Below are 24853 nucleotides of genomic sequence, written 5' to 3' on the forward strand. Positions count from 1 at the left end.
CACTATTATTTAAAATTCTTACGGCATAACATCAAAAAAAAATACGACATAACTGAACAGGTAAATAAACATATCCAATTGTTTATATTGAAATTAAAACAAATTAAATTTTCTTCACTTACTGATTTATTTTTTATCGACCTAACTCTCAATGGCATCAATTCGCGAGATAGAAAAGCAGAATAAATTTAGTCCTCATTCTGCTTTTTATTACTGCATTTGTTTATTGTGTTCTAACTATTGGTGTATAAAACTCAAATCACTTAAACGGATTCACCTTCATGTTACTCAGTGTAAAGGCATACACATCTGCCATTAAATCCATTGATTTTGAAATTGGCATTCCTGCACCATGACCTGCATTCACATCAATACGAATTAACACAGGGTTATCGCCTGATTGCTTGGCTTGCAGCTCTGAAATGAATTTATAGGAATGTGCAGGTACAACGCGATCATCATGATCAGCGGTTGTCACTAAGGTTGCAGGGTATTCCACACCCTCTTTTACGTTGTGCACTGGCGAATAATTTAACAGGTATTCAAACATCTCTTCACTTTGCGCTGAGGTACCAAAGTCATACGCCCAACCTTCACCTGATGTAAACGTATGATAACGAAGCATATCTAATACGCCGACGGCAGGCAGAGCGACTTTAAATAACTCAGGACGCTGCGTCATACACGCGCCAACTAATAACCCGCCGTTTGAACCACCACGAATCGCAAGATATTCTGAGCTTGTATAACCTGAATCTATCAAATATTCCGCAGCTGAAATAAAATCATCAAATACATTTTGTTTTTTCTGCTGTGTTCCTGCTTTATGCCATTCTTTGCCATATTCACCACCTCCGCGAATATTTGGGACTGCATAAACACCACCTAACTCTAACCAACTTGCCATTACTCCACTAAAGCTTGGAGTTAGGCTGACATTAAAGCCACCGTAACCATAAAGAATCGTTGGATTTTTACCATCTAAGACAATCCCTTTTTTATGCGAGATAATCATAGGAATTTGAGTACCATCTTTTGAGGTGTAGAACACTTGAGTAGACTCAAACTTTTCACTCTCAAACGGTGAGGCTGAAGGTAAATACAGCTCGATATGACCCGTCTTAGCATCAAATTGATAAATGGTCGGTGGCGTTACGTAATTGGTAAAGGTAAAGAACAGATCGGTTTGCTCTCGCTTGCCAGAAAAGCCTGTGACTTGTCCCTCTCCCGGTAGTTCGATCTCTCTTAGTAAATTACCTGAGAAGTCATATTGTTTCACTTGGCTTAGCACATCAACCATATAGCTTGCGAACAAGGTTCCACCGCCAACGCTGATTTCAAGAGGCTGTAATTGCTCTGGAATAACATCGGTCCAATCGCATGTTACTGCGTTATAAGAGACAATTTTACCGTTTGGTGCATTCAAATTAGTAAACATTAGCAGACGAGAATCATCATTTTCAATCACGTAGGTATCTGAATCAGTATGATCTAACACGGTAATTCTTGTTGAGTTCTCACAGCTTAAACGCTCAAGATAAAGTTTGTTACCAGAGGTTGATGTCGCTGCCGTAATAACCAAGTACGCATCGTCTTCTGTTGTATATCCACTGACATAACGATGCTTCTCTTCTTCTTTAGCACCAAACACCAAAACATCGTCTGCTTGCGGTTTACCTATCTCGTGAAAATAGAGTTTATGTTGATCCGTTCTTGCCGATAATTCACTGCCATCTGGCTTATCATAGCTTGAGTAATAAAAACCTTTTGAGCCTAACCATGAAATATCGGTGAATTTAGCATCTACAATCGGCGCTTCAATTTGTTCTTTGGTTTCTGTGTTTAATACGAAGATCTTACGCCAATCACTACCTGCCTCTGAAATCGAATACGCTACTAATGAGGTGTCTTTTGAAAAGCTAACAGATCCTAGAGAAGTGGTTCCTTCTTCACTGAAAGTGTTTGGATCGAGAAAAATTTCGATTTCTCCGCCTTCTTTTGAGCGATACAACACACTTTGATTTTGTAAACCATCATTTTGATAGAAGTAAGTGTAATCACCTCGTTTGAATGGCTGTGAGGTTTTTTGATAATCCTGACCTTTTGCGATTAAAGCCCGAATATCATCACGAAAATCGATATGTGAAAGAGTGTCAAATGTAACGTTATTTTGTTTATTTACCCACGCTTCTGTTTCTTCGCTTCTGTCATCTTCTAACCAACGATATGGGTCAGCGATGGCATGAGAAAAATAATGGTCAACCGTTGAGTCTTGCTTTGTTAAAGGATAAATCATGGTACATCCCTATTTATAATTAGTTATCTATTTGTAGAATACGCTCATTAAAAATAGGAATACAACTGTTTGATGGTTTAAGGCTAGTTATTGACGTCTAGGGTATTAAGATCCAGTCTATGGTCGATTCATTAAGGCTTTTGGTAAGTTTAGGGTGTTTATTAAACAGCTGATTTTTTGGGTTAAATCGTTATGATATCTCGATCACAGTTTTTATAAAATTTAGATCTAAGTTTGTCGACAGATTGATGAATTAGCACTATTTTATCTCGAATCCACATCAATCGTGATTTGGATAATTTTCGAGCACTAGATTACTCACAAAAAACCGTCCGCATACACTATTTATACTCTATTAATTTTAAGTTAAACCCGTCTGAACCCCTCAGTACGGGGAGTTTTTGGTGCGCGTACTTAATAATTGACTCTGTTTTTATTACGGACAATAGAAATGAAAAAACACTTCGAGCTTATCGATAAACCCACTTTTTTCGGCGCAATATTACTGCTTTGTGCTGTTGTAATTCCTCTACTGGTATTTCCAGAAGAAGGGGCTGCGTGGATAGCCGTTGCTAAAACATTTATGACCGACAAACTAGGCTTTGCTTATTTAGGCCTAGGTTTGGCGGCATTTTTCTTCATGATCTACATCGTTTTTTCTGATATCGGTCAGATCAAACTGGGTGACCCAGATGAAAAACCTGAATTTGCACTGGCGTCTTGGGCGGCAATGTTATTCTGTGGTGGTATCGGTGCTAGTATTTTGTACTGGGGTACTATTGAATGGGCATATTATTACCAAAATCCACCATTTCAACTAGAAGCTGGCAGTGAAGAAGCAATCCGTTGGGCTGCGACTTATGGCCTGTTCCACTGGGGTCCAATTGCTTGGTGTATCTATATGATCCCTGCAATTCCAATCGCTTACTTCTTCTATGTGCGTAAACAACCTGTACTAAAAGTTTCTGCTGCACTTATGCCTGTTATTGGTGAAGCAAACAGTTTTGGTAAGTTAGGTAAAGTCATTGATGTACTGTTTATCTTTGGTTTATTAGGCGGCGCGGCAACGACCTTAGGGTTAGCAGCACCACTGATTAACGAAGGTATTAGCTACCTATTTGGTATTCCTGCAACAACAGGCAGCCAGATTTTAGTACTGATGGTTTGTACCGCTATCTTTGCTTACTCATCGTACATGGGTATGGACAAAGGCATTAAGATTTTAAGTAACATTAACTTCTGGGGTGCGTTAGGTTTACTGCTGTTTGTATTAGTTTGTGGCCCTACCATCTTTATGCTGGAAACCGGTCTAGATTCAATCGGTCGTATGCTGTCTAACTTCTTTGTGATGGCAACATGGGCAGAACCTTTTGGTGGCATGGGTACGTTTGAAGATACGCACTTCCCACAAGATTGGACTATTTTCTACTGGGCATGGTGGTTAGTATTTGCGCCAAGCATGGGTCTGTTCGTTGCGCGTATTTCACGCGGAAGAACAATTAAGCAAATGGTTTCTGGTGCGGTTTTCTTTGGCTCTTTAGGCTGTTCAATGTACTTCATCATTTTAGGTAACTACGGTTTATCACTACAGTTATCAGGTGAGTTAGATGTGGTAAGCGTTCTTAATACTGAAGGGGCAACTCGTGCCATCTTCGCCATTTTAGAAACACTGCCGTTTAGTACTTTCGTTATTGCTTTATTTACCTTGTTATGTGTAATTTTCACCGCGACAACGTTTGACTCTATCTCTTATATTTTAGCGTCAGTAGTACAAACAAACGTGACTGAAGATCCAATGCGTTGGAACCGTCTGTTCTGGGCTTTCACTTTATCATTTATGCCATCGGCGTTGATGTTTATGGGCGGCTTGGCAACACTACAAACAGCGGCAATTGTTGGTGGTTTACCGCTATTAGTTATCGCAGTTATGCTAATGATCTCTGGTGTTAAAGCGGCAATGCTAGACTTATCACACCAAGATGATTATGTAGATCCTGTGATCAACATTTCTGACTTACCAGATGTAGATCCTTGGAGTAAAGAAGGCCAAGCATTGGCTCGCTTTGAGCAGCTACGTGATAACGCAATTGAAGCAGCCGATCTTGAACGTGAAGCTAATGACGCGATTTGGATGCTGAAAAAACAATTACGTAAAGAAGCATTAGCACGTGGAGAATCAAGCGTTGATTTAGGCGATGCGCCTGATGAAATCATTGAGAAATTACGCCAATTAACGGATGACTCAATGAATGCTAAAGATGCGAAACTGGCAGCGTCTGAGCTTGCTCAAGAAGCACGTGTTTCTTTTGATGATCTAATGCGTCAAAAGGGTGAAGACGAAGCTTTACAAGCGAACGAAGATGTTAAGTTAGCGATTAAGACAAGATTGAATTCAACAAGTTAACCTAACCTTATGGTTAATGCCTGCTATGAATTCGCAGGCATTAACCCTTTTCGCTTTCTCTTTTCATCGATTTACAAGGCGCTACCTCATTCCCAACACAATCGCCGCTACACCCGATACTGAACACATCACTAAAGACACCTTTCTTATTGTCTCTTTATCTATTTTATCCACCACTTTCATTGCAACCAAATAACCAATATATGACGCAGGTAATAATGGTAAAGTAAGATAAAAATGCGACATGCTCATATAGCCTGCTGGTACTTGAACTATCAGTGAAATAACACTACTCACCACAAAGAACGCGGATAAATTAGCACGAATTAAATTTGCCTCTTGATGCTGTAATAATAACGCCATTGGAGGCCCACCAATACCTGAACTGGTGCCAAATAGACCAGAGAAGAATCCGGCAATGGTCATTCTTGAGTTATTCGGCTCGATACGAAATGGCAGCAAGCTAATCGCAACAGCAAGTAATACAACCACGCCAATCCAAAGTGACAGCAGTTTTGCGTCTACATAATAAAGCAGTAAACCACCACATATAGAACCGGGAATTCGACCTAAAAAGGCATAACCTAATCCACGAAAAGAGACATTTGCTTTATGTTTATAGGCATTAATAATGGATAAGAATAAACCGACAATTACGATGGGTGCAGGTACATAGCTTGGAGAGATTAAAAATAATAGTGGAGCAGTAACAATGGCTAAGCCAAAACCAATGGCGCTTTGCACAAATGAGCCCATAAAAATCAAGATCATTGCAAAGAGTAAACCAAGATCCATCAGTGGTAGTTCCATAAAAAATGCCTTCTGATTATTAATATAAAACAGAAGGCATTATGAACTAGATTTTAGAAAGGAAATAGCAGTATTACACTCTTTACCCTTTCATTATTATTCAACCGATTGCAAAGTTTCCCACGTCACTTCACAGTCGCCTTTCGCTGCTGAAATAAACGCAGAATCACCAGTGATCATCACTGACATCTCCATCGTTCTTTCTAATAATGCAGAAAATGAGTGAATTTGCTCAGAGTCAAAACGAACCACATCAACAGGGTATTGTTTATATTTGCTTTCGTTCTGTTTCCACCACACTTCAGATTTCGAATTAAAGCTGTATACCTTAGTGACTTTGGACTGACGCGATGCTTTTTTCATGCGCTCAGGATCAGGTTCACCGGCATCAATCCAAAGAGAGATCGTATCGTCGTATTCACGCACCCAAATATCAGGCTCATCAATCGCTGACAATCCTTTCGTAAACGTTAGGCGCTCTTCTGCATTCAAACAAAATGCCAATACACGAGCCATCATACGCTCTTCACTTTCTGATGGGTGCTGAGCGATGGTTAAACTGACTGAATCATAATGGTCACGGTTCATGTCCGTTAGAGCAATACGAAATTTGTAGATGGTTGGTTTGATAGCCACTGGCTTTCCTAACTATTGAGAATTGCAGGCATTGTACGTGATATACAAAATAAACCTAATTTATTTCAGAGCATCACGAATAAAGCCATTTGCTTGTTCAAGTTTGCTTCTCGCTTCTGAAGCAGAAATATCAGCCAAAATCATCAAGATTGCCGTTTTACAGTGACGGTTACATTCAAACAGTGATTTTTCAGCTAACTCTGCATTACAACCAGTAGCTTCAACGACTATGTTTTGTTGACGCTGTATTAATTTAGCATTAGTCGCTTCTACATCAACCATTAAGTTACCAAACACTTTCCCCAGTTTAATCATTGCGCCAGAAGTGATCATGTTAAGAACAAGTTTCTGAGCTGTTCCCGCCTTCATTCTCGAAGAGCCAGTTACAACCTCAGGACCAACAACTGGTGTTATCGCAATATCAGCTAATTCTGTCATTGGACTATTGGCATTACAACTAATACAAGCAACCGTTGCTCCAACTGATTTTGCAAATGTCATTGCTCCAATAACATAAGGAGTTCTACCACTTGCAGCAATACCTACTAATACATCATTTTGATTAAAATCTAATGCTTGTAAATCTGAAGCGCCAAGATCTCGATTATCTTCAGCGTTCTCAACTGCTTTTAAAATAGCTTTATGGCCACCAGCAATTAAACCAACCACCATTTCAGGATCTGAGCCATAAGTTGGAGGGCATTCACTTGCATCTAAAATACCTAAGCGCCCAGAAGTACCTGCACCACTGTAAATTAAACGTCCACCTTGTTGAAATGCTTTAGTTACCGCATCCACCACTTGCGAAATCTCAAAGATAACCTCTTCTACTGCGAGTGCTACTTTTTTATCTTCAGTATTGATAACTTTTAACATGTCAATTGTAGATAAAATATCAATGCATTCACTTTCTTTATTTCGACTCTCTGTTATCAACTGAGTTAAATCAATTTTCATTATAATCCCTACAAGCTAGAGTGTTCATATACACTAAATATTAATACAATTAATGTTTTTTTTGAACCAATATCAAAATTTTCACTAACTACAATTATATATTTAAAATAAAAGTAACTATTGATAATAATATCACATGTTGGTATTTAAAAAAACACTAGGAGGAATTACAAATAATAGAACTATCAATTTAAAGATATTAATATTAATTACTGTAAAACCTATTTCAATTTATATTATTTTACGTATAATCCGGTCGCTTATAATTATAAAGGAAGGACAAACAATGAAATCTATTCTATTTTCGTTTAAAGGACGTATTGGCCGTAAACAATTCTTTTTAGGTATAGGCTGTATGTTATTGCAAACACTAATCTTATTTCTATTATTATCAATGACGTTTAATCCAGAAACACCAGTTCCTGGGCCAGCAGGTTTTGCTATATTAGCTATCATGATGATTTTAAATACATGGCAATCTTTTGCTCTTTATACTAAAAGATTTCATGATAGAAATAAAAGTGGTTGGTGGGTGCTAATAAGCCTTGTACCTCTTATTGGTGCAATATGGATTATCGTTGAGTGTGGTTTCTTAAAAGGCTCAGACGAAGAAAATAGGTTTGGTGAAAACCCTATATTAAATAAATAGTCTTGAACATTTAATATACAAATAATGGAGTTTTAAATCGAATATACAACTTAAAAACTCCATTTTATTTGTGCGTATAATAATGTGCTTGGGCTCTCACCAAATACACTATTATTTTTTCCATCAAAATATTGTGCTACACCGAGAAGTTCCCAATCATCCGCTAATGAATAAGTCTGATTCACACCTACAAAATACGAACCATCACCGTAATAACTATTCATGAAGGTGAACCTCGATAATGGCGATATATCCACACCTAAGCTTGAATACCATGTCCAATGGGTAAAGCTAAGGGTTCTGGCACTAAGTGGAAGGTTAAGATAAGCCATTGCATTGCCAGTACCTTGAGGCTCAGAGATATACATGAGCGAGCCTTGAATTACCCAGTTTTGAGTTCCATCAAAGCGATAATCCATCTCAACACTTGATACACTTGATGCGATTAACTCTTCTTGTTGGGTGCTACCTTCTAATTGATAGCTATCTTGTGTCGGCTCAAACCAACTGAACTCACCACGTAACCCTGCGCCATAAATATCCCCAGCAATACCAGCACCAACTACATAATCTAAGTGAGATTTACCTAGCAGAACCTGCATATCCCACCCTTGATGATTAAACAAATAACGCGCCGCATAGCTGTTTAATTCACGGTCGCTATTGGGGTTAAACACCACATCAATCGAACTTGCAAAGCCAAGTCTTTTGGTGACCATGATTGCATCGGTTCCCGGACGTTCTTCATAATCAAAATCATAAATTGAATACGAGTTGAAGATATCATTTGGGTTCCATACGGTTGTCATTCCCCAATTAATACGAAAACGTCCTGCTCGAAATTGCCAATCATCTTTATTCCAGTTGAGGTAAGCGCGATCAAATTGCGAGTTCCCTACCATTCCCTCTTTATCTATCCAATTTTTAGATAAATCAACATAGCCGGGATCATAAGAGATGAAATCACCATAATTTGGATACTCTGCGCTATCACCAAATAACAGGCGATTACGCATCCCCAAATTCACTCGTAACTGATCATTAACTCGGTATTCAAAATTAAAACGTTGATGAACGATGTGATCAAAAATAGTATCGCCAGAATTAGGGATGGTGCTGGTCGCCATGTATTTTACATAGCCGTTTAGGTCCCAATCTTTCTCAGGGGCTAAACCAGGAATTTGAGCATAGCTCGATAGGCTAATTGGTAATAAAAAAGGCACGAACCTTGTGAATGCTTTCTTCATCAGTTCATGCCCTCTTAGTGATACCTATTCTAGATAAGTATTATGTTTGTTCGATAACAGTCAGGTTACGACAGTTCCTTAAACTTTATCAACAACTCTTTCTGCTCTTCCGTCAGATTCGTCGGTGTTGCCACAGTAATTACGACCATTAGATCACCCGTCGCGCCTTTACGACTCTTCACGCCTTTTTCTTTCATGCGGAACTTGCGACCATTTTGTGTTCCTGCTGGCACTTTTAATTTAAAGCGACTTTCTAAGGTTTGGATCTCAACCTCTCCACCTAATGCAGCTGTCGCAAAATTAGTGGTTACAGGACAAATTAAATCATTGCCTTCACGTTTTAAATGGGTATGTGGGCGAATGTTAATTTGAATTAATAAGTCACCGGCAGGACCGCCATAAGCACCTGACTCACCTTTACCAGCAAAACGAATTTTTTCACCGTCTTCAATACCCGCAGGAACTTTTACATTAATTTTTTTGCTTACACCATTAACGGGCAATTCAATCACTTGCTCACAGCCATTAATCGCCTCAGCAAATTCAACGGTTAGATTAAACTGACGGTCTTGCCCCTTTTGAGGACGAGGCTGACGCTGTTGAGAGAACATATCGTCAAATCCACCACCAAATCCTCCACGGCCTCGACCGCCGCCGCCAAATCCACCACCAAAAATATCTTCAAAGCCACCGTAACCTTGACCTCCGCCAAAGCCACCTCCGCCACCATTTTGGAATGCTGCATGACCATAGTCATCATATTGACCACGCTTGTCGGCGTCAGTTAGAATTTCGTAAGCTTCTTTTATTTCTTTAAACTTATCTGCTGCATGTGCATCACCCTGGTTCTTATCTGGGTGGTATTTCATCGCAAGACGTTTGTATGCTTTTTTGATCTCTTTCTCTGTGCTGTTTTTTTGCACACCAAGAACATCATAATAATCACGTTTAGACACGACTTAACCTCGTCAATGAATAGAAACAGGGTAAGAGATAGCTCAAAAACCTGTTATTGAATAAATCTAATCAGTGAAGTTTATGTCCTATCAGATTTAGGTCAAGATCTATCTCACATTATGCGATAAGTTCCTGTCATTTATCCTCTTTAAGCATACCATCTTCAAATACTATAACTCGTTTTGCTCTCTCAAATACTCTGGAATCATGGGTTGAGAAGATAAATGTAGTGCCCTCCTCTTTGTTTAAGCTCTCCATAATATCAAGTAATTCAGCGGTACTTTTAGCATCTAAATTGGCGGTGGGTTCATCAGCCATAATAAAACGAGGCCTTGGTGCTAATGCTCTTGCTACAGCGACCCGTTGCTGTTGCCCACCAGAGAGCTGTGCTGGCCTTTTATGCTGTTGTTGCTCTAGTCCCACTTTTTTTAATAGCTCTTGAGCTCTCTGTTTACACTTGCTTTCAGCGTGACCCTGTAACTGCATAACGAACTCTACATTCTCTAATGCAGTTAAAACAGGCAATAAACTGTAGTCTTGAAAGATAAATCCAATATTATCTCGACGAAACTCGATTAGCTGCTTTTCATTCATTAATGTCAGCTCATTCCCATCAATGTTAACCGTTCCCGAACTCACTTTATCAATGCCACCAAGCATATTAAGCAATGTTGTTTTTCCTGAACCTGATGGGCCAATTACGGCAACAAATTCACCTTGTTCAATGTTTAAATCAAGATGATCAACCGCATGAACAGGGAACTCAGATTCTGGATTATAGGTTTTGCATAACTGTTCGATTTTTATCGTCATACTTTTGCCTTATTGTTTCTCTGCCATAGCTTCAACGGGATTCTTTTTAATGATTTGATGTGCAGGGTATAAACCTGAAAAAATACTAACAAGCCATACCATTGTAAAGACAGTGACATAATCATTTAAAGAGACACTTGGGTATAAGGTAGAATCAACACCAAATGCATTCAAGCCTTCAGCCATTGTATCTAGTGGTATACCAGTTTGATTAAGAACATAAATAAAGAAGATCGAACAGATCACGCCTAATCCTGCCCCCACGCCTCCAATAAATCCAGATTCAAGTATGATTAAACGACGTATATTGGTTTTTTTCATACCAACAGCCATTAAGACTCCAAACTCTCTGGTTCGCTCAAAGACAGACATTAATAAAATATTAATAATGCCAAAACCCATTGCTGCAACGAAAATAATAAGAATAATCTGATTACCCGCATCCATCGAGCTCATCATGGTTGATAACAATGGCTGCAATTGAAGCCAATCTTGTACGATATTGTTGCTTTTTGAATGGTTATTTAAAGAAGGAGCAGAAAAGGTCTTATTTAGTTGATCGCTAAAAGCGCTAACTTGATCTTCAGCGTGTAATAAAATTGCAATTTCATGATCAAAATATACTTGGCCAAGTTGTTGAATATCCGTTTTTCTGACATATACATTAGCATCATCAAACGTACTGGATGAGGTTTTAAAGATCCCTCTCACCCGAAACGCTGCACCAGTCACTTCGCCAGTCGTATCCGTAAACGTAAGCACTATTTTAGAGCCAACTCTCAGCTTTAAGCGATCCGCGGTTTTCTGTGATACCAAGATAGGGTTACGCCCTTTATCATCAAGCCATTCCCCTTCAAGAATATGCTCTGCAATTGGTGTTATCTTTGGCTCTGACTCTAAATCAATGCCATTAACTTGAATACCACGAGTGCTGCGTGCTGACGCTATCATGCCGTTAACTAAGGTTCTACTTGTCCACGCTTTTACCTGTGGTGCTTGTTCTAACCACTTTGTTATTTCAGCTTCATTATCGATCACCAGATTAATGTCTGGATTTAATGCATAATTTTTTTGATGGATTTGGATATGACTGGTTTGCCATTGGATGGTGTTTTTAACGAGGTTATCGATAATACCATTCATAAATCCCATCATTAGCATCACACCAACGACTCCAAAGATCATCGCACCCAGCATGATGGAGGTTCGTAATTTATTGCGCCATACATTGCGCCACGCTAATTTAACTAGCATGCGAACCTCCTTTTAGTGCTGAAACAATATCTAAATGATAAATACGCCATAATGGATAAATAAGACAAAGCAGCAATAGACCTATCACGATCATAATTTGATCAATAAACAGCCATGAACTAATTAATACAGGAATAATAGGTTCATAGCCCATTTCAAGCATGGCTTGTGCCGTATTTCCGGTTAAGGTAATAGGATTAATATACAAATAGCCTAAGATTGGTGCCGCGATAATCAGCCCAATAACAATACCTAACAAGCCTATAAAAAGGGACTCAAGAGCTAATAATTTTAATAGCTTTGCTCGAACCATTCCTGTCGCTAGCATCACACCAAATTCACGTTGTCTTTCCAAGGTCATCATTAATAAAGTAGCGAATAGACCAAAGCCAACAATGCCATATAAGATGTACATCATGATAATGCCGCTCACCCGATCAATTTGGATCTGCTGTTCCATTTCAGGGCTAAGATCATTCCAAGGTCGAACGGCTACATTTGCTCCATAACCTATTTGTAGATCATCCACCGTTTGCGGCAATTGAGAAAAATCACGAGTATGGAGTACCCAAGCGGTGACTTGATCTTCTGTGCTAAATAAATTGGAGGCTTCTTTGATGGGTAAATAGATAAGTTGATTGTTCAGCTCTGGCATCGGAAAATGCACAATGCCTTTAATTAGGTATAGCCCTGCTGCGGTTTGACCTCGATAACCCTGCCCATACAACACAACCTCATCACCAAGGGTAAGATTAAAAAATTGGGCAAGCCCTTCAGATATCAGTATGGCTTTGTCATCTGATGAAAAATAATCCCCTTTAATCACTTTATCTGCCAAACCTGAATAGGCAGTTTCTGGTTTTGGATCAACGCCCACTACCATGACGCCTTTTGATTTATCATTCGCAGCGGCAAGCGAAAAGGTTTCAATTCGTGGGATAGCAAACTCAATATTAGGCTGTTGCTTGGCTGGTTTGATAAATCCATCGCTCATTGGCAATAAATCATCAATGCTTTGGCTTTCTTTAAACTCGGGATTTTGCAGCTGAATAAGACCGGTAGATAAACGCGCCGCATTCTCAATATTTGCTGTGTAACTTCCCTCTTGGATGCTTCGCATTAATAAAGAGAGCAGTAAGGCCAATGCTAGAGCAGAGGCCGTCAATATGGTTCTTCGTTTTTGTCGCCATAGGTTTCGCCAAGCTAACTTAATGAGCATGTTTACCGCCTAAAAATAAAATGATTGAAGATTAATTACGTAATGACTTCATTTGACCTTGCGAGAAAAACTCATCGTTAATAAGAAAATTAAATTGCGCTTTATGAGTGATCATTTCCGTTTTATTACCTGATTTGTCCGCTGGTACCATTTCCATTCGAGTTGCTACCATGCGATTTCCCATTTCTTTAATATCATAGGTTGTCATCGTATTAACTAACTCATCGAACTCATCATATGACTCTACTTTGCGCTGTAAAAACGTCTCTTGTGAGATCCACAAACGCACTTTACTCCATACCACTGGAGCATCTGGTTTTGCTATTGCATCAATCACCCACGTCTTATCACCATCGATCACTTCTTGTTTCACCATTTTATGATCGTAATCCACCACGATAGAAGACTGGTTTATCAAATCATCATTGGTAAAATCTGAACCCATCCATGATTGACCAAGCATCGATGGGGCTATTTTTATCACTCGTTCAATATTTGGTATCCAGCTCCACATCTCTTTATCACGCTTAAGAGAAGCACTACCGCGATCTTTCGCTGGCCCTGTAATTAATACTAGAGAGAGGTTTTGTTCTTTAGTCCAACTCTTCATGCTCATGCTACGTGTCCAATCAGGACGTATAATGTTCATGGTTAATTCTGTGTAACTCGAATCACCACGCATTTGAGCATCCGATTTCTCAACAATAATATTCGCACTAAGTTTTTCTGCTGCAAACACATGCCCAACAACACCGAAAAAGGCAAAAAACAGTACAATTTTGATGATAAATTTAATTTTTTGTTTCATATAACACCCCAGCCATGATGCTTAATTTCTAGGCATATAATAGGATATTTAGGCTGGGTATTTCGTGACCTCTAAGACGAAATTATCTAAATCTCTGTCATGAAAATGTCAAATTCGTTCCATAGCATTCATAATACGATCGATTAATATGGTTAGCGCTTTGGGTTGAAATTTTCGCTGCTTATAAACCAGATAAGATTGCCTTGGTGGAAATTGATATTCAGAGAAAACCTCAACGAGATCCATCTCTGGCGTGACAAGATGAATGGGTAATCGCGCCGCGCCTAATCCTTTAATAACCGCATGCATGACTTGATCCAAATCGTTCACTTGCAGACGAGGGTGTACATTAATCTGTTTTAGCGTTTGCTTTGCATCAGTATAAGTTAAACTTTTCTGGTCATCTAAGCGGATCCAATCAATGGTCTCTATGTCTGTTACGTCATTATTTAGCCAATACGCTTGAGAGACAAACACGCCATGCTTTGCTAAAAATAGCGGACGAGCGATCATTCCTTCTGCTCGGCTAATATCAAAAGTTAGAACTAAATCTCGATCAGTCTCTGGTAAAGCATCTTCAGCACATAAATTAACTTCTATTTGAGTGTGTGGAAATTCTAATAAGAAATCAGTAATCAGCTCTCTAACATAGGTGTTATAAAAACGATAAGGCAGAGATAAACGTAACGTGCCTGTTACTTCTTCTTTGTGATCTTTTAACTGATGGCAGTGACTTTCTAAGTCGGTAAACTGACTTTCAAGCAGTTGGTAGTATTGTTGGCCCGTTTCAGTAGCAACAAGCTCTCGCCCCTTTTTTTCTAACAAGCGAACGCCGAGTTTTTCCTCCATTAAAGAGAGTCGTCGGGACACGGTTGATACTGGTAGTTTTAACTCTTTTGCTGCACCTTGTTGAGATCCAAGCTGAACCACTTTACAAAATAAAAACAGATCATCAATACTTCCAAATATGGAATTCATGGTTTTATTTCTCGCTATTTTTTATCATTAATGAAATTAATATACTTTACTCTATCGAAACAAGCACGGTTAGTGTTAAAAAATAATTCGTTAATAAAGAGAGAAATATGTATGAGTAAAAAACAGTTTTGGGTATCCGCTTTGCTTTCTTCTATCACAATGGCGCTATTAATGTCAGGATCAATGTCTGCAATAAGAATGGGAGGTGTAAGCCTAGAGTGGGTATCCGCTTGGATAGACGGCTTTACTATTGCATGGCCAGTTGCGATTGTGGCAAACCTTACAGTACTTCCTAAGATCCGCCAACTTGCCGCTTGGTTATGCCGAGACAAAAACACTCAAGTTGCCACGGCATCATAGTTATTTGTTAATTAAAACCAACGCTTTACTCTACTGGTATATTCAACAAATTCGTCTCCAAACAAGGTAACCAACATTTTCTCTTCTGGTTCAATTTGAAAGCGATTTATATAAAGAACAAAACCTAGCGCACTCACCAAACCAAGTGGGTGTTGGGTATAAACAACACTACTTAACAAAGCTAATAATAGACCAAGGTACATAGGATTTCGGGTGTATTGATAAATACCAGAGCTAACTAATGACGAGCTACTTTCTGGTTTAAGTGGATTCACCGTTGTTTTGGCTTCTCGAAATTCTTTTACTCCCCATAAAGCAATTACTCCACCTAGAACAATCAAGCTAATGACAAGAACATAGCTCAACCAAGGCAAGTAAAATAGATTAAAGGGAGCAATGTAGTCAAAAACAAATACTGTCATCATAAATAACAGCATTACTAACGGTGGTGGAACTCTCAGTTCTAATTTTGATAGCATATTTTATCCTTAAAAATGTGGTATATTCTTTCCATATTATTGTATTAACTTTAACAGTCGAGATTAAGATGTCATCAGATTTTTATGGCTCTAGTGCCGCCTATGCCCGCCAAGAAAGTGGCTATCGTGAAAAAGCATTAAAATTATACCCTTGGGTTTGTGGTAATTGCGCGCGTGAATTTGTGTACTCAAACTTACGTGAATTAACCGTTCACCATAAAGATCATGATCATACTAATAACCCAAATGATGGTAGCAACTGGGAACTTTTGTGTCTTTTCTGTCACGATCATGAACATTCAAAATACACAGAGCATGATCAGTTTGGGTCAGAAATTAAAGCTGGTGAAGATGATCACCAAGGTGCAACTCACAACCCGTTTGCCGCTTTAAAATCAATGATGAAAAAATAATTCTCATTATATACTTATATGACCTTTCTATTTCACGGAAGGTCATTATCCTCTTCTTACCCCACTAACTATTCAAGCCTCATAATGAAAATCCAAAACAGCCCAATAACTCAACATCAATTCAATGGTGTCGATTTCTATCTAAAACGCGATGATCAGCTCCATCCTCAATTCTCTGGTAACAAAGCTCGAAAGTTCATGGGATTATTGGATGGAGATTTTCCTAATATCACGACAATCATTGGCTATGGATCTCCACAGGCAAATTCTCTGTATTCATTAGCGGCCTTAGCGACATTAAAAAACTGGCAATTAGATTTTTATGTCGACCACATTCCTTCATTTTTGCAAGAGAGCCCAAAAGGAAACTACCGTGCAGCATTAGCACTTGGGGCAAATATTATTGCTCTAAATACACTTGAAAATGCAAAACAAGATGATGGTTCAATATTAAACAGTTTGGATTATATTCAACAAGTACGACAGCCCAAAGAGCATGAACTCTTTGTACCAGAAGGTGGTCGTTGTGGCCTGGCAGAAAGTGGCGTAAAGCAATTAGCTCAAGAACTTATCCTTTGGAAAAATGAGCAACAATTATCGCAGCTGACTGTTGCTCTACCCTCTGGTACAGGAACAACCGCACTCTTTCTTCATAAGCATTTAAAAGCACACGATATCAAAGTCATTACCTGTGCTTGCGTTGGCGGAAATCAGTATCTCACAGATCAATTTTTGGAGCTTGACGAAACCGACCATCCAGATATATTAACACCAACTAAAAAGCATCACTTTGGTAAATTATACCGCCATGATTACGACATTTGGCAACAGCTTAAAACACAAACAAACGTTGAGTTTGAGCTATTATACGATCCATTAATGTGGCGCTGCTTAGTCGATTGGATGCTAAACAATACAGAGCAAACGCTAGTTTATATCCACCAAGGCGGTTTGTTAGGTAACGAAAGTATGTTACCTCGATACCAACGAAAATTTGATTGAAGCATAAATAATCAATCTTCTATTCAGCCTGCATAACCTGGGCAGATACGAGTAAAGCACGTATAATCCTCTCAATTAATTTTAGAAAAGACGTTAACATCATGATCATTTTCACTACCAATTTCGGCGATATTCACATTGAGCTAAATAAAGAAAAAGCACCTGTAAGCTCAAAAAACTTTTTAAAGTACTGCCAAGACGGTTTTTATGAAGGCACCATTTTCCATCGTGTTATTAAAGGTTTTATGATCCAAGGCGGTGGTTTTACTACTGATATGCAAGAAAAAGAAATGCGCGCCCCTATTGTTAATGAAGCTAATCGTGGTTTAAAAAACTTAAATGGCACTATCGCAATGGCTCGTACTGATGCACCTCATTCTGCAACCAGTGAATTTTTTATCAATATAGCAAATAACACCTTCCTTGATCACACTGCAACCACAAACGCTGGTTGGGGCTATACGGTATTTGGTGAAGTGACGATTGGTATGGATGTAGTTAAGAAAATTGCCAAAATTAAAACTAAATCTGTCGGTGAATTTGACGATGTTCCAAAAGAGATCATCATCATTGAAAAAGTAACGATTACTGAAGATTAAATAATCTCATCATATTAACGAGGCATAAGTAGCCTTTGCTTATGCCTATCATCAATACCTCCTAATAACACATTCATCAATAAGATACTACGACTCACTGACAAAACTTACAAACCCAGACATTACATTACAAAATCGCGACAGATCTATAAAACAAAACCCTGTACATTAGCCCACAGTATTTCAGTCTTATACGGTTAGTGCTTCATCAAGAATAAACCTTTCCTATATGTATAGAAAAATACAAAAAATAAGTCACATCTTATTTAACACCACTTTTTCTGATTAATTAGAATAAAAGCACCCCTAAATTATGTATACAAAAATGCAAGTTTTAGTGTGCTCCAATAACTAATTATCAGTAAATAATCATTACATAATAACAATTAATAGGTCTTATTTTGAAACCAGGACAAACAGGTCTTCGCCGCGTTGTAGATGCAACGGGATATTCAATGAAAGGATTAAAAGCAGCTTGGATTAATGAGGCTGCTTTTAGGCAAGAAATTATTTTAGTTCTTATTCTTTCTTTTATTGCTTTCCAATTACCAGTAAGTCATTTAGAACTCGCTCTTCTTATTGCTAGCTTGCTTCTAATTGTTATTGTTGAACTTATTAACTCTGCTATAGAAGCTGTTGTCGATAGAATCAGTGATGACTGGCATGAATTAAGTGGTAGAGCTAAAGACATTGGTTCTGCTGCTGTTTTTGTTTCTCTCTTCTTAGCATTTGTTGTTTGGGCTTTAATTTTAATTGATAAACTATGAAAAACAATAAACCACTAATGAATAGAAACCTACCTTTTGTTGCTTTCACTCTCTTACTTGCTATCTATTTTATTACCGTTATTAATATTTCGCTTTATAAAGAGTTAAATAATATTTTAGGACAACTAGATAATGTAAAAATAGGGTTTATTCTCTCTATTCCATTCTTCTTTTTGGCCATCTTCAATTTACTATTTACTCTTTTTACTTGGCCAAAATTTAGTAAACCTTTTTTTATTATTATTACAATAATATCAAGTGTCGTAAGCTATGCTAGTTATAACTATGGCATACTTTTCGATCAAAATATGATCGTTAATATTGTAGAAACTGACAGTAGTGAAGCCACCTCTTATTTAAGTACCTACTCTGCCATCTGGGTTCTACTAATGGGAGGGATCCCTTCTCTTTTAATCTTCAAAGCTCCTCTACCAAAGCGCATTAAACTTGTGAAGTTGGTCTTAGCAAAAATAGTCTCAATACTGGTATCTATTGCTGTTATCGGAGTTATAGCTAGCCTATATTATCAAGATTATGCCTCTGTCGGTCGTAATAATACGATCTTAAAAAGGATGATAATCCCTAACCAGTTTATATCCAGTACTGTTGGCTACATTAAAAAAGCCTATTTTTCAGAGCCTATTCCGTATAAGCAAATAGCCCTAGATGCCAAGCAAATAACAAAGCTACAGGATAAAAACAACACAAAGCCGACATTAATTGTTTTTGTGGTTGGAGAAACAGCACGCTCACAAAACTATCAGGCAAACGGCTACCCTCGCCCAACTAATCAATATACTCAAGACCTTGATATGGTGTCTTTTCAAGATGTTGATGCCTGTGGTACAGCAACGGCTGTCTCTGTCCCTTGTATGTTCTCTGCGTTAACCCATCACACCTTTGATCGCAATAAAGCAGATAACCAAGATAACCTCTTAGATATTCTACAACGTGCAAACATATCTCTATTGTGGAAAGAAAATGATGGTGGTGATAAAGACGTAGCCAAAAGAATCAACAAGATGTCGGTTGATCGCTCAAGAAAGGATGCTGTGTGTAATGGAAGTACCTGTTATGACATCGCTCTTTTAGAGAATTTCGAACAAAATGTTGACGACCTAACGGGTAATAGAATGATTGCTATGCACTTAATTGGTAGTCATGGACCAACTTATTACCAACGCTACCCACAAGATAAAGCGACTTTTCAACCTGATTGCCCACGTGCCGATATTGAAAATTGCTCAATAGAAGAGATCGTTAATACTTACGATAACACCATCCTCTATACAGATTACGTCATCAGCCAAACTGTAGCTAAGTTGAAATCATTACAAGATAGATACAATACAGCCCTGATTTATGTTTCTGATCACGGTGAATCTCTTGGTGAAAATGGCATTTTCTTACATGGTTTACCCTATAGCCTCGCTCCTGAGTATCAGACAAAAGTACCTCTTATGGTGTGGATGTCTCCAAGCTTTAAAGAAAGTAAAAATGTGAATTACGACTGTTTACAACGCCGCTCACAGCTACGTAACAGTTATTCCCATGACAATATTTTCCATTCAGTTCTCGGCATCATGGATATTGAAACAAAAGAATATAACAAGACATTAGATCTGTTTAGTTTATGCCGAACATCATAGAGAAAAATTACATGAAAAAAATACACTTTGGGCCATTGCAGCCCATCATTACCTTTGCTCTCATCGCCTTTAGTATTCTAACTATTTCACGCTTAGGTCTTACTATTTGGCTTTCTGATCGCGTATCAAACGTTAACGGTTGGAGTGACGTTCTATTACAAGGAGCGAGGATAGATATTGCTACATTATGCTGGTTATTTATTTTGCCTTCATTACTTGCTTCGTTAATACCAATGCGCGGTATTATTGGCAAGATTTGGCGACTAATCTTACGTATTTGGTTAGTTCTTGGTTTGTGGATCATTGTCTACATGGAGTTGGCAACACCTTCCTTTATTATGGAATATGATTTACGACCAAATCGCCTTTTTGTTGAGTACCTTATTTACCCAAAAGAAGTTTTTGGCATGCTATGGTCTGGCTATAAACTTGAACTTTTCATTGGATTTATTGGCTCTACGCTAACTTTATTCTTTGGTTGGATGTTAAGTGGGAAAGTCACTCAACGTCACATACCAATGAAGATTTACCTACGTCCTCTTCTGGCAATTGCAGTATTACTCATTGGTGTTTTAGGCGCTCGTTCATCTCTTGGTCATCGTCCTATTAATCCAGCGATGGTCGCTTTTTCAAGTGACCCATTAATTAATGACTTAGTATTAAACTCTTCTTATTCACTATTGTTTGCTGTTAATAATATGAAATCAGAACGCAGTGCAGACAAATTCTATGGCAAGATGAATAGCGATAAGGTGATCGAGTTGGTAAAAAGATCATCAGCAAAATCAAATTCTTTTGTTGATGGTAAATTACCAACGTTAAACCAAAATATTGCGACTTATCAAGGTAAAAAGAAAAATCTAGTTATCTTGTTACAAGAGAGTTTAGGTGCTCGATTTGTTGGTGAAATGGGTGGTTTACCACTAACACCAAACCTAGATAAATTACTAAAAGAGGGTTGGCGTTTTAACCAAATGTACGCAACAGGTACACGCTCTGTTCGTGGTATTGAGGCGATGATTACTGGTTTTCCACCGACACCATCACGCGCCGTTGTTAAGTTAAGCAAAAGCCAAACTGGATTTTTCACTATTGCTGATTTACTTAAAAATGAAGGGTACCACACACAGTTCATCTATGGTGGTGAATCTCATTTTGATAACATGAAAAGCTTTTTCTTTGGAAATGGATTTGAAGAGATCGTAGAAGAAAAAGATTATATAAATCCTGAATTTAAAGGTTCATGGGGAGTAAGTGATGAGGATTTATACAATAAAGCCCATGATGAATTTACTCAACTGAATAAACAAGATAAACCTTTTTTCAGTTTGGTATTTACTTCAAGTAATCACAGTCCCTTCGAATATCCAGAAGGAAAAATTGAGCCCTATGATACAGAGTTTAAAACTCGTAATAATGCCGTAAAATATTCAGATTATGCTTTGGGGACTTTCTTTGATAAAGCCAAAAAATCAGAGTATTGGGACGATACCATATTTATTATTATTGCAGATCATGATGCTAGAGTGTATGGATCTCAGTTAGTACCTGTCGCTCACTTCCATATTCCTGCACTTATTTTAGGAAAAGGTATCGAGCCAAAAATTGATGAGCGATTAGCTAACAACATTGATATACCGCCCACTCTTCTTTCTCTAATAGGTGTTGATGCATTAACACCTATGATTGGACGAGATCTAACTAAACCTCTGGCAAAAGAAGATGAACGCGCAATGATGCAATTTGATAAGAACTTTGGTTATTTAACCAGAGATAACTTTGTTGTTTTCTCTCCAGGAGAAAAAGTAACCAGTTATAAATATGACTTTTCAGATAAGACATTAACCCCTAGTGAGGTCGATAAATACTCTCTAGATAGAGCAAAAGCAAATGCCTTGATTGGATCGATGGCTTATAAAAATAATTGGTATAGCTCTAAATATTAGATTAGCGCCATTTATCATAGAGCTGTTCTTACATACTAGAAATAAAAAAGGTTGCGATTTATTATCGCAACCTTTTTATTGTCTCATTGTCTTGAAATCTGTTCTTAATCTATAGTGATAAAATTACCCCAGCTATCGCCGCACTCATCAAGTTTGCTAATACACCAGCAGTAATCGCCCTGAACCCCATTTTAGCTATGAATGGACGACGCTCAGGAACAAGACTTCCCAAACCACCAATCAAAATAGCCATCGTTGAAATATTGGCAAAACCACACAATGCGAAAGTCACTATTGCAACTGAATGCGGACTTAATTGATCTTTCACTTCCATCAATTGAATAAAGGCAACAAATTCATTCACAACAATCTTATTACCAATTAATGAACCAGCAAGAACAGCTTCGTTCCACGGTACACCTAACAAGAAAGCCACTGGGGCAAATAAATAACCAAGGATCAATTCAAAGCTCAAATTAAAACCAAATAAATCACCTACATGACCAAGCAAGCCGTTTAATAGTGCGATCACACTCACGAACGCCAATAAAGTTGTCCCGACTGCTACTGCAATACGTAAACCAGACATTGCACCATCAGCTAATGCTTCAAATACATTAGTTGCGTGATCGATTTCTACTGAAGTAATCTCATCGTCATTGTTCTCTTCGTCACCCGGTGGCACCATCATTTTTGCCATTAATAAGCCGGCAGGTGCTGACATGAATGCCGCTGAAATAAGAAAATTAAGATCTACGCCCAGTGAGGCATAACCAACCATAGTACCACCAGCAACTGACGCTAAACCACAAGTCATTACTGCAAAAAATTGCGAATCACTCATGTGCTTTAAATACGGTTTAACTACAAGTGGAGCTTCAACCATACTTACAAATATATTTGCTGTAGCTGCAAGTGATTCCGCACGGCCAGTGCCCAATAAACGTTGTAACCCACCACCGATAAAGTTGATCACTTTAGGCATTATACCAAGGTGATAAAGTGCTGAAATTAATGCTGAGAAGAAAATAATGATCCCAAGAACATTAATCGCAAACACAAAACCTACTTTACCAGTCGCTAACCCACCAAACAGAAATGCGATACCTTGTTGACCGTAATCAATGATGCCTGAAACACCTGCGGTTACTGAGTTTAAGACCTCTTTACCAGCAGGGACATAAAGTACCAACAGAGCAAATAAAACTTGTAAACCAAACGCCAAAGAGACAGTTCTTAAAGGGATATTACGGCGATCAGTCGAACAAAGATAAGCAAATAGTAAAATGGATAAAATACCAACGAGCGATGTCATGATAGAAACCTGTGCTATCGAAAATGAATCCGCATTCTAATGCGCAAAGGTTTGCGTGCAAGTCGGGTTTGCTAACACCCTGTTAATGGTGACTTAGATCACACTCCGTAGGTGTTTTTAAGTTATTGATTTATAAAATAACTTGAAGTCTAAAAGTAAAGATTATTGCCATATGGAAAAGATATTTTTTTCAAGGCAAATAATTAACATAACACCTTGATTAAAAAGGAATCATTATCTAGGTGATAATTTAACCAATAATGTATTGTGCTCATCATTTCTAATTACAGCTTTACCCATTTCATCAGAGCTTTATCCCAATATGGTTGTGGACCAATATGCTGACGTAAGAAATCAATAACAGCGCTTATCTTTCTTGGTAAATGCTTACGGCTTGGATATACCGCATAAATTGGCATTTTTTGACTTGCTTTCCAATCGGGTAATAGCTGAATTAATTTACCATCATTAAACTCATTAGTTAGCAAATAACTGGCTAGATAAGCCACGCCCCACCCTGAAATAGCAGCATCCCTTACCGCTTCTGCTAAATCAACACGATAATTTCCAGACACCTTAATACATAATGCTTCGTTGTCTTTAGTAAAATCCCAATTGCTGTAATCGCGATGACAACTTTGATAAGTCAAACAATTATGCTCTATTAAATCTTCAGGATGGTGAGGAACGGTTTTATCAATTAAATAACTAGGGGCTGCTGCAAGTATAAAGTGTGAATCAGCTAATCTCTGTGCTACATACCCTTCTGGTAAATCTTCAAAATTAGTAACCCATAAATCTAAACCATCTTTTAACATATCAGCACGATGATCAAACAATCTAACTTCCACTTGAAGATCAGGGTATTGATGACGTAATTTATCTATTGCTGGAATAATATGCATAGTACCGAAAGATTGGGATAAACCTAAGCGTAAAACCCCTGCGACTTCATCTCGCTCATCATCCATAATGGCACTGGCTTCAATCATCGCACTGTGCATCTTTTCGCAATACAAATAAAATTGTTGTCCTGCATCGGTAAGCGTTAATGATCGTGTCGTTCTTTGCACTAACTTAACGTTAAGATCGGCCTCTAATATCCCAAGCTGCTTGCTTACATGAGAAGTTGACACTCCCATTTGTTTTGCGGCAGACGTAAAACTCCCCGCTTTTGCTAGAGTGTAAAATATCACCATTTGACTGGCACGTTCATGCATCATTGTTCCTTTAACACTAAGGATAATTAGGGCGCAGATAATACCATTAGTAAAGAAATTTACCGAAAAATATCC

The 24853-nt window shown here is 38.2% G+C and carries 23 protein-coding genes; 9 read left to right on the forward strand and 14 right to left on the reverse strand.

The features are described from left to right. Positions 1–259: 259 nt before the first annotated feature. Positions 260–2296: a prolyl oligopeptidase family serine peptidase gene (locus ACU5DF_RS12790; protein ID WP_446713143.1), complete on the reverse strand. Its 2037-nt coding sequence runs from the start codon at positions 2294–2296 to the stop codon at positions 260–262. 451 nt (positions 2297–2747) lie between these two features. On the opposite strand from ACU5DF_RS12790, the gene ACU5DF_RS12795 reads away from it, so the two are divergent. After that, on the forward strand, positions 2748–4700 hold the full coding sequence (locus ACU5DF_RS12795) for a BCCT family transporter (protein WP_446713144.1): 1953 nt from the start codon (positions 2748–2750) through the stop codon (positions 4698–4700). Between the two features lie 81 nt (positions 4701–4781). Here ACU5DF_RS12795 and ACU5DF_RS12800 read toward each other — a convergent pair whose 3' ends face one another. The 3 genes from ACU5DF_RS12800 to murQ all read right to left on the reverse strand — a co-directional run bounded on the left by ACU5DF_RS12800 (position 4782) and on the right by murQ (position 7103). Then, entirely contained in the window at positions 4782–5495 is a 714-nt protein-coding gene (locus ACU5DF_RS12800; protein ID WP_045103288.1) for a sulfite exporter TauE/SafE family protein, read from the reverse strand. A gap of 111 nt (positions 5496–5606) precedes the next feature. Further along, the gene (locus tag ACU5DF_RS12805) at positions 5607–6146 is read right to left on the reverse strand and encodes a YaeQ family protein (RefSeq protein ID WP_446713145.1); all 540 of its coding nucleotides are present in this window, start codon (positions 6144–6146) and stop codon (positions 5607–5609) included. A gap of 60 nt (positions 6147–6206) precedes the next feature. Continuing rightward, positions 6207–7103, reverse strand: coding sequence for an N-acetylmuramic acid 6-phosphate etherase (murQ, locus tag ACU5DF_RS12810; RefSeq protein WP_446713146.1), 897 nt, complete (start codon positions 7101–7103; stop codon positions 6207–6209). Positions 7104–7389: 286 nt separating this feature from the next. Between murQ and ACU5DF_RS12815 the strand changes: the two genes are divergently transcribed. Continuing rightward, positions 7390–7752 carry a DUF805 domain-containing protein gene (locus tag ACU5DF_RS12815; RefSeq protein ID WP_446713147.1) on the forward strand — a complete coding sequence of 121 codons (363 nt, stop codon included), beginning with the start codon at positions 7390–7392 and terminating at the stop codon, positions 7750–7752. Between the two features lie 50 nt (positions 7753–7802). On the opposite strand, the gene ACU5DF_RS12820 is transcribed toward ACU5DF_RS12815, so the two are convergent. The 7 genes from ACU5DF_RS12820 to ACU5DF_RS12850 form a co-directional block, all read right to left on the reverse strand. Continuing rightward, positions 7803–8999: a hypothetical protein gene (locus tag ACU5DF_RS12820; RefSeq protein ID WP_446713148.1), complete on the reverse strand. Its 1197-nt coding sequence runs from the start codon at positions 8997–8999 to the stop codon at positions 7803–7805. A 65-nt stretch (positions 9000–9064) separates the two neighbouring features. Beyond that, a complete protein-coding gene (locus tag ACU5DF_RS12825; protein WP_446713149.1) occupies positions 9065–9955 on the reverse strand; it encodes a DnaJ C-terminal domain-containing protein in 891 nt (296 codons plus the stop codon). Positions 9956–10091: 136 nt separating this feature from the next. Beyond that, complete coding sequence (locus ACU5DF_RS12830) at positions 10092–10769, reverse strand: ABC transporter ATP-binding protein (RefSeq protein WP_446713150.1); 678 nt, start codon at positions 10767–10769, stop codon at positions 10092–10094. 9 nt (positions 10770–10778) lie between these two features. Beyond that, positions 10779–12023 carry an ABC transporter permease gene (locus tag ACU5DF_RS12835; protein ID WP_446713151.1) on the reverse strand — a complete coding sequence of 415 codons (1245 nt, stop codon included), beginning with the start codon at positions 12021–12023 and terminating at the stop codon, positions 10779–10781. After that, positions 12013–13242, reverse strand: a complete 1230-nt coding sequence (locus ACU5DF_RS12840; RefSeq protein ID WP_446713152.1) for an ABC transporter permease — start codon at positions 13240–13242, stop codon at positions 12013–12015. Before ACU5DF_RS12840 ends, ACU5DF_RS12835 begins: the two co-directional genes overlap by 11 nt. Before the next feature lie 31 nt (positions 13243–13273). Next, entirely contained in the window at positions 13274–14050 is a 777-nt protein-coding gene (locus ACU5DF_RS12845; protein ID WP_446713153.1) for an outer membrane lipoprotein-sorting protein, read from the reverse strand. A gap of 108 nt (positions 14051–14158) precedes the next feature. After that, positions 14159–15028: a LysR family transcriptional regulator gene (locus tag ACU5DF_RS12850; RefSeq protein ID WP_446713154.1), complete on the reverse strand. Its 870-nt coding sequence runs from the start codon at positions 15026–15028 to the stop codon at positions 14159–14161. A gap of 111 nt (positions 15029–15139) precedes the next feature. Between ACU5DF_RS12850 and ACU5DF_RS12855 the strand changes: the two genes are divergently transcribed. Next, complete coding sequence (locus ACU5DF_RS12855; RefSeq protein WP_446713155.1) at positions 15140–15388, forward strand: DUF2798 domain-containing protein; 249 nt, start codon at positions 15140–15142, stop codon at positions 15386–15388. A gap of 11 nt (positions 15389–15399) precedes the next feature. On the opposite strand, the gene ACU5DF_RS12860 is transcribed toward ACU5DF_RS12855, so the two are convergent. Further along, complete coding sequence (locus ACU5DF_RS12860) at positions 15400–15867, reverse strand: methyltransferase (RefSeq protein ID WP_446713156.1); 468 nt, start codon at positions 15865–15867, stop codon at positions 15400–15402. A gap of 68 nt (positions 15868–15935) precedes the next feature. On the opposite strand from ACU5DF_RS12860, the gene ACU5DF_RS12865 reads away from it, so the two are divergent. From ACU5DF_RS12865 to ACU5DF_RS12890, 6 genes are all read left to right on the forward strand, one after another. Next, on the forward strand, positions 15936–16280 hold the full coding sequence (locus ACU5DF_RS12865; RefSeq protein WP_105054534.1) for a YajD family HNH nuclease: 345 nt from the start codon (positions 15936–15938) through the stop codon (positions 16278–16280). Between the two features lie 84 nt (positions 16281–16364). Further along, complete coding sequence (locus tag ACU5DF_RS12870; RefSeq protein ID WP_446713157.1) at positions 16365–17282, forward strand: 1-aminocyclopropane-1-carboxylate deaminase/D-cysteine desulfhydrase; 918 nt, start codon at positions 16365–16367, stop codon at positions 17280–17282. A 101-nt stretch (positions 17283–17383) separates the two neighbouring features. Continuing rightward, a complete protein-coding gene (locus ACU5DF_RS12875) occupies positions 17384–17881 on the forward strand; it encodes a peptidylprolyl isomerase (protein ID WP_446713158.1) in 498 nt (165 codons plus the stop codon). Between the two features lie 401 nt (positions 17882–18282). Continuing rightward, a complete protein-coding gene (locus tag ACU5DF_RS12880) occupies positions 18283–18648 on the forward strand; it encodes a diacylglycerol kinase (protein ID WP_446713159.1) in 366 nt (121 codons plus the stop codon). Beyond that, a complete protein-coding gene (locus ACU5DF_RS12885; RefSeq protein ID WP_446713160.1) occupies positions 18645–20297 on the forward strand; it encodes a phosphoethanolamine transferase in 1653 nt (550 codons plus the stop codon). Before ACU5DF_RS12880 ends, ACU5DF_RS12885 begins: the two co-directional genes overlap by 4 nt. 11 nt (positions 20298–20308) lie before the next feature. Next, positions 20309–22243: an LTA synthase family protein gene (locus ACU5DF_RS12890; RefSeq protein ID WP_446713161.1), complete on the forward strand. Its 1935-nt coding sequence runs from the start codon at positions 20309–20311 to the stop codon at positions 22241–22243. Positions 22244–22352: 109 nt separating this feature from the next. Here the strand turns inward: ACU5DF_RS12890 and ACU5DF_RS12895 are convergent, their stop codons facing one another. Together ACU5DF_RS12895 and ACU5DF_RS12900 are read right to left on the reverse strand one after the other, a co-directional pair. After that, complete coding sequence (locus ACU5DF_RS12895) at positions 22353–23558, reverse strand: NupC/NupG family nucleoside CNT transporter (protein WP_446713162.1); 1206 nt, start codon at positions 23556–23558, stop codon at positions 22353–22355. 284 nt (positions 23559–23842) lie between these two features. Continuing rightward, entirely contained in the window at positions 23843–24781 is a 939-nt protein-coding gene (locus ACU5DF_RS12900; RefSeq protein ID WP_045101823.1) for a LysR family transcriptional regulator, read from the reverse strand. Between the last annotated feature and the right edge of the window lie 72 nt (positions 24782–24853).

This window comes from Aliivibrio wodanis (genome assembly GCF_052920805.1).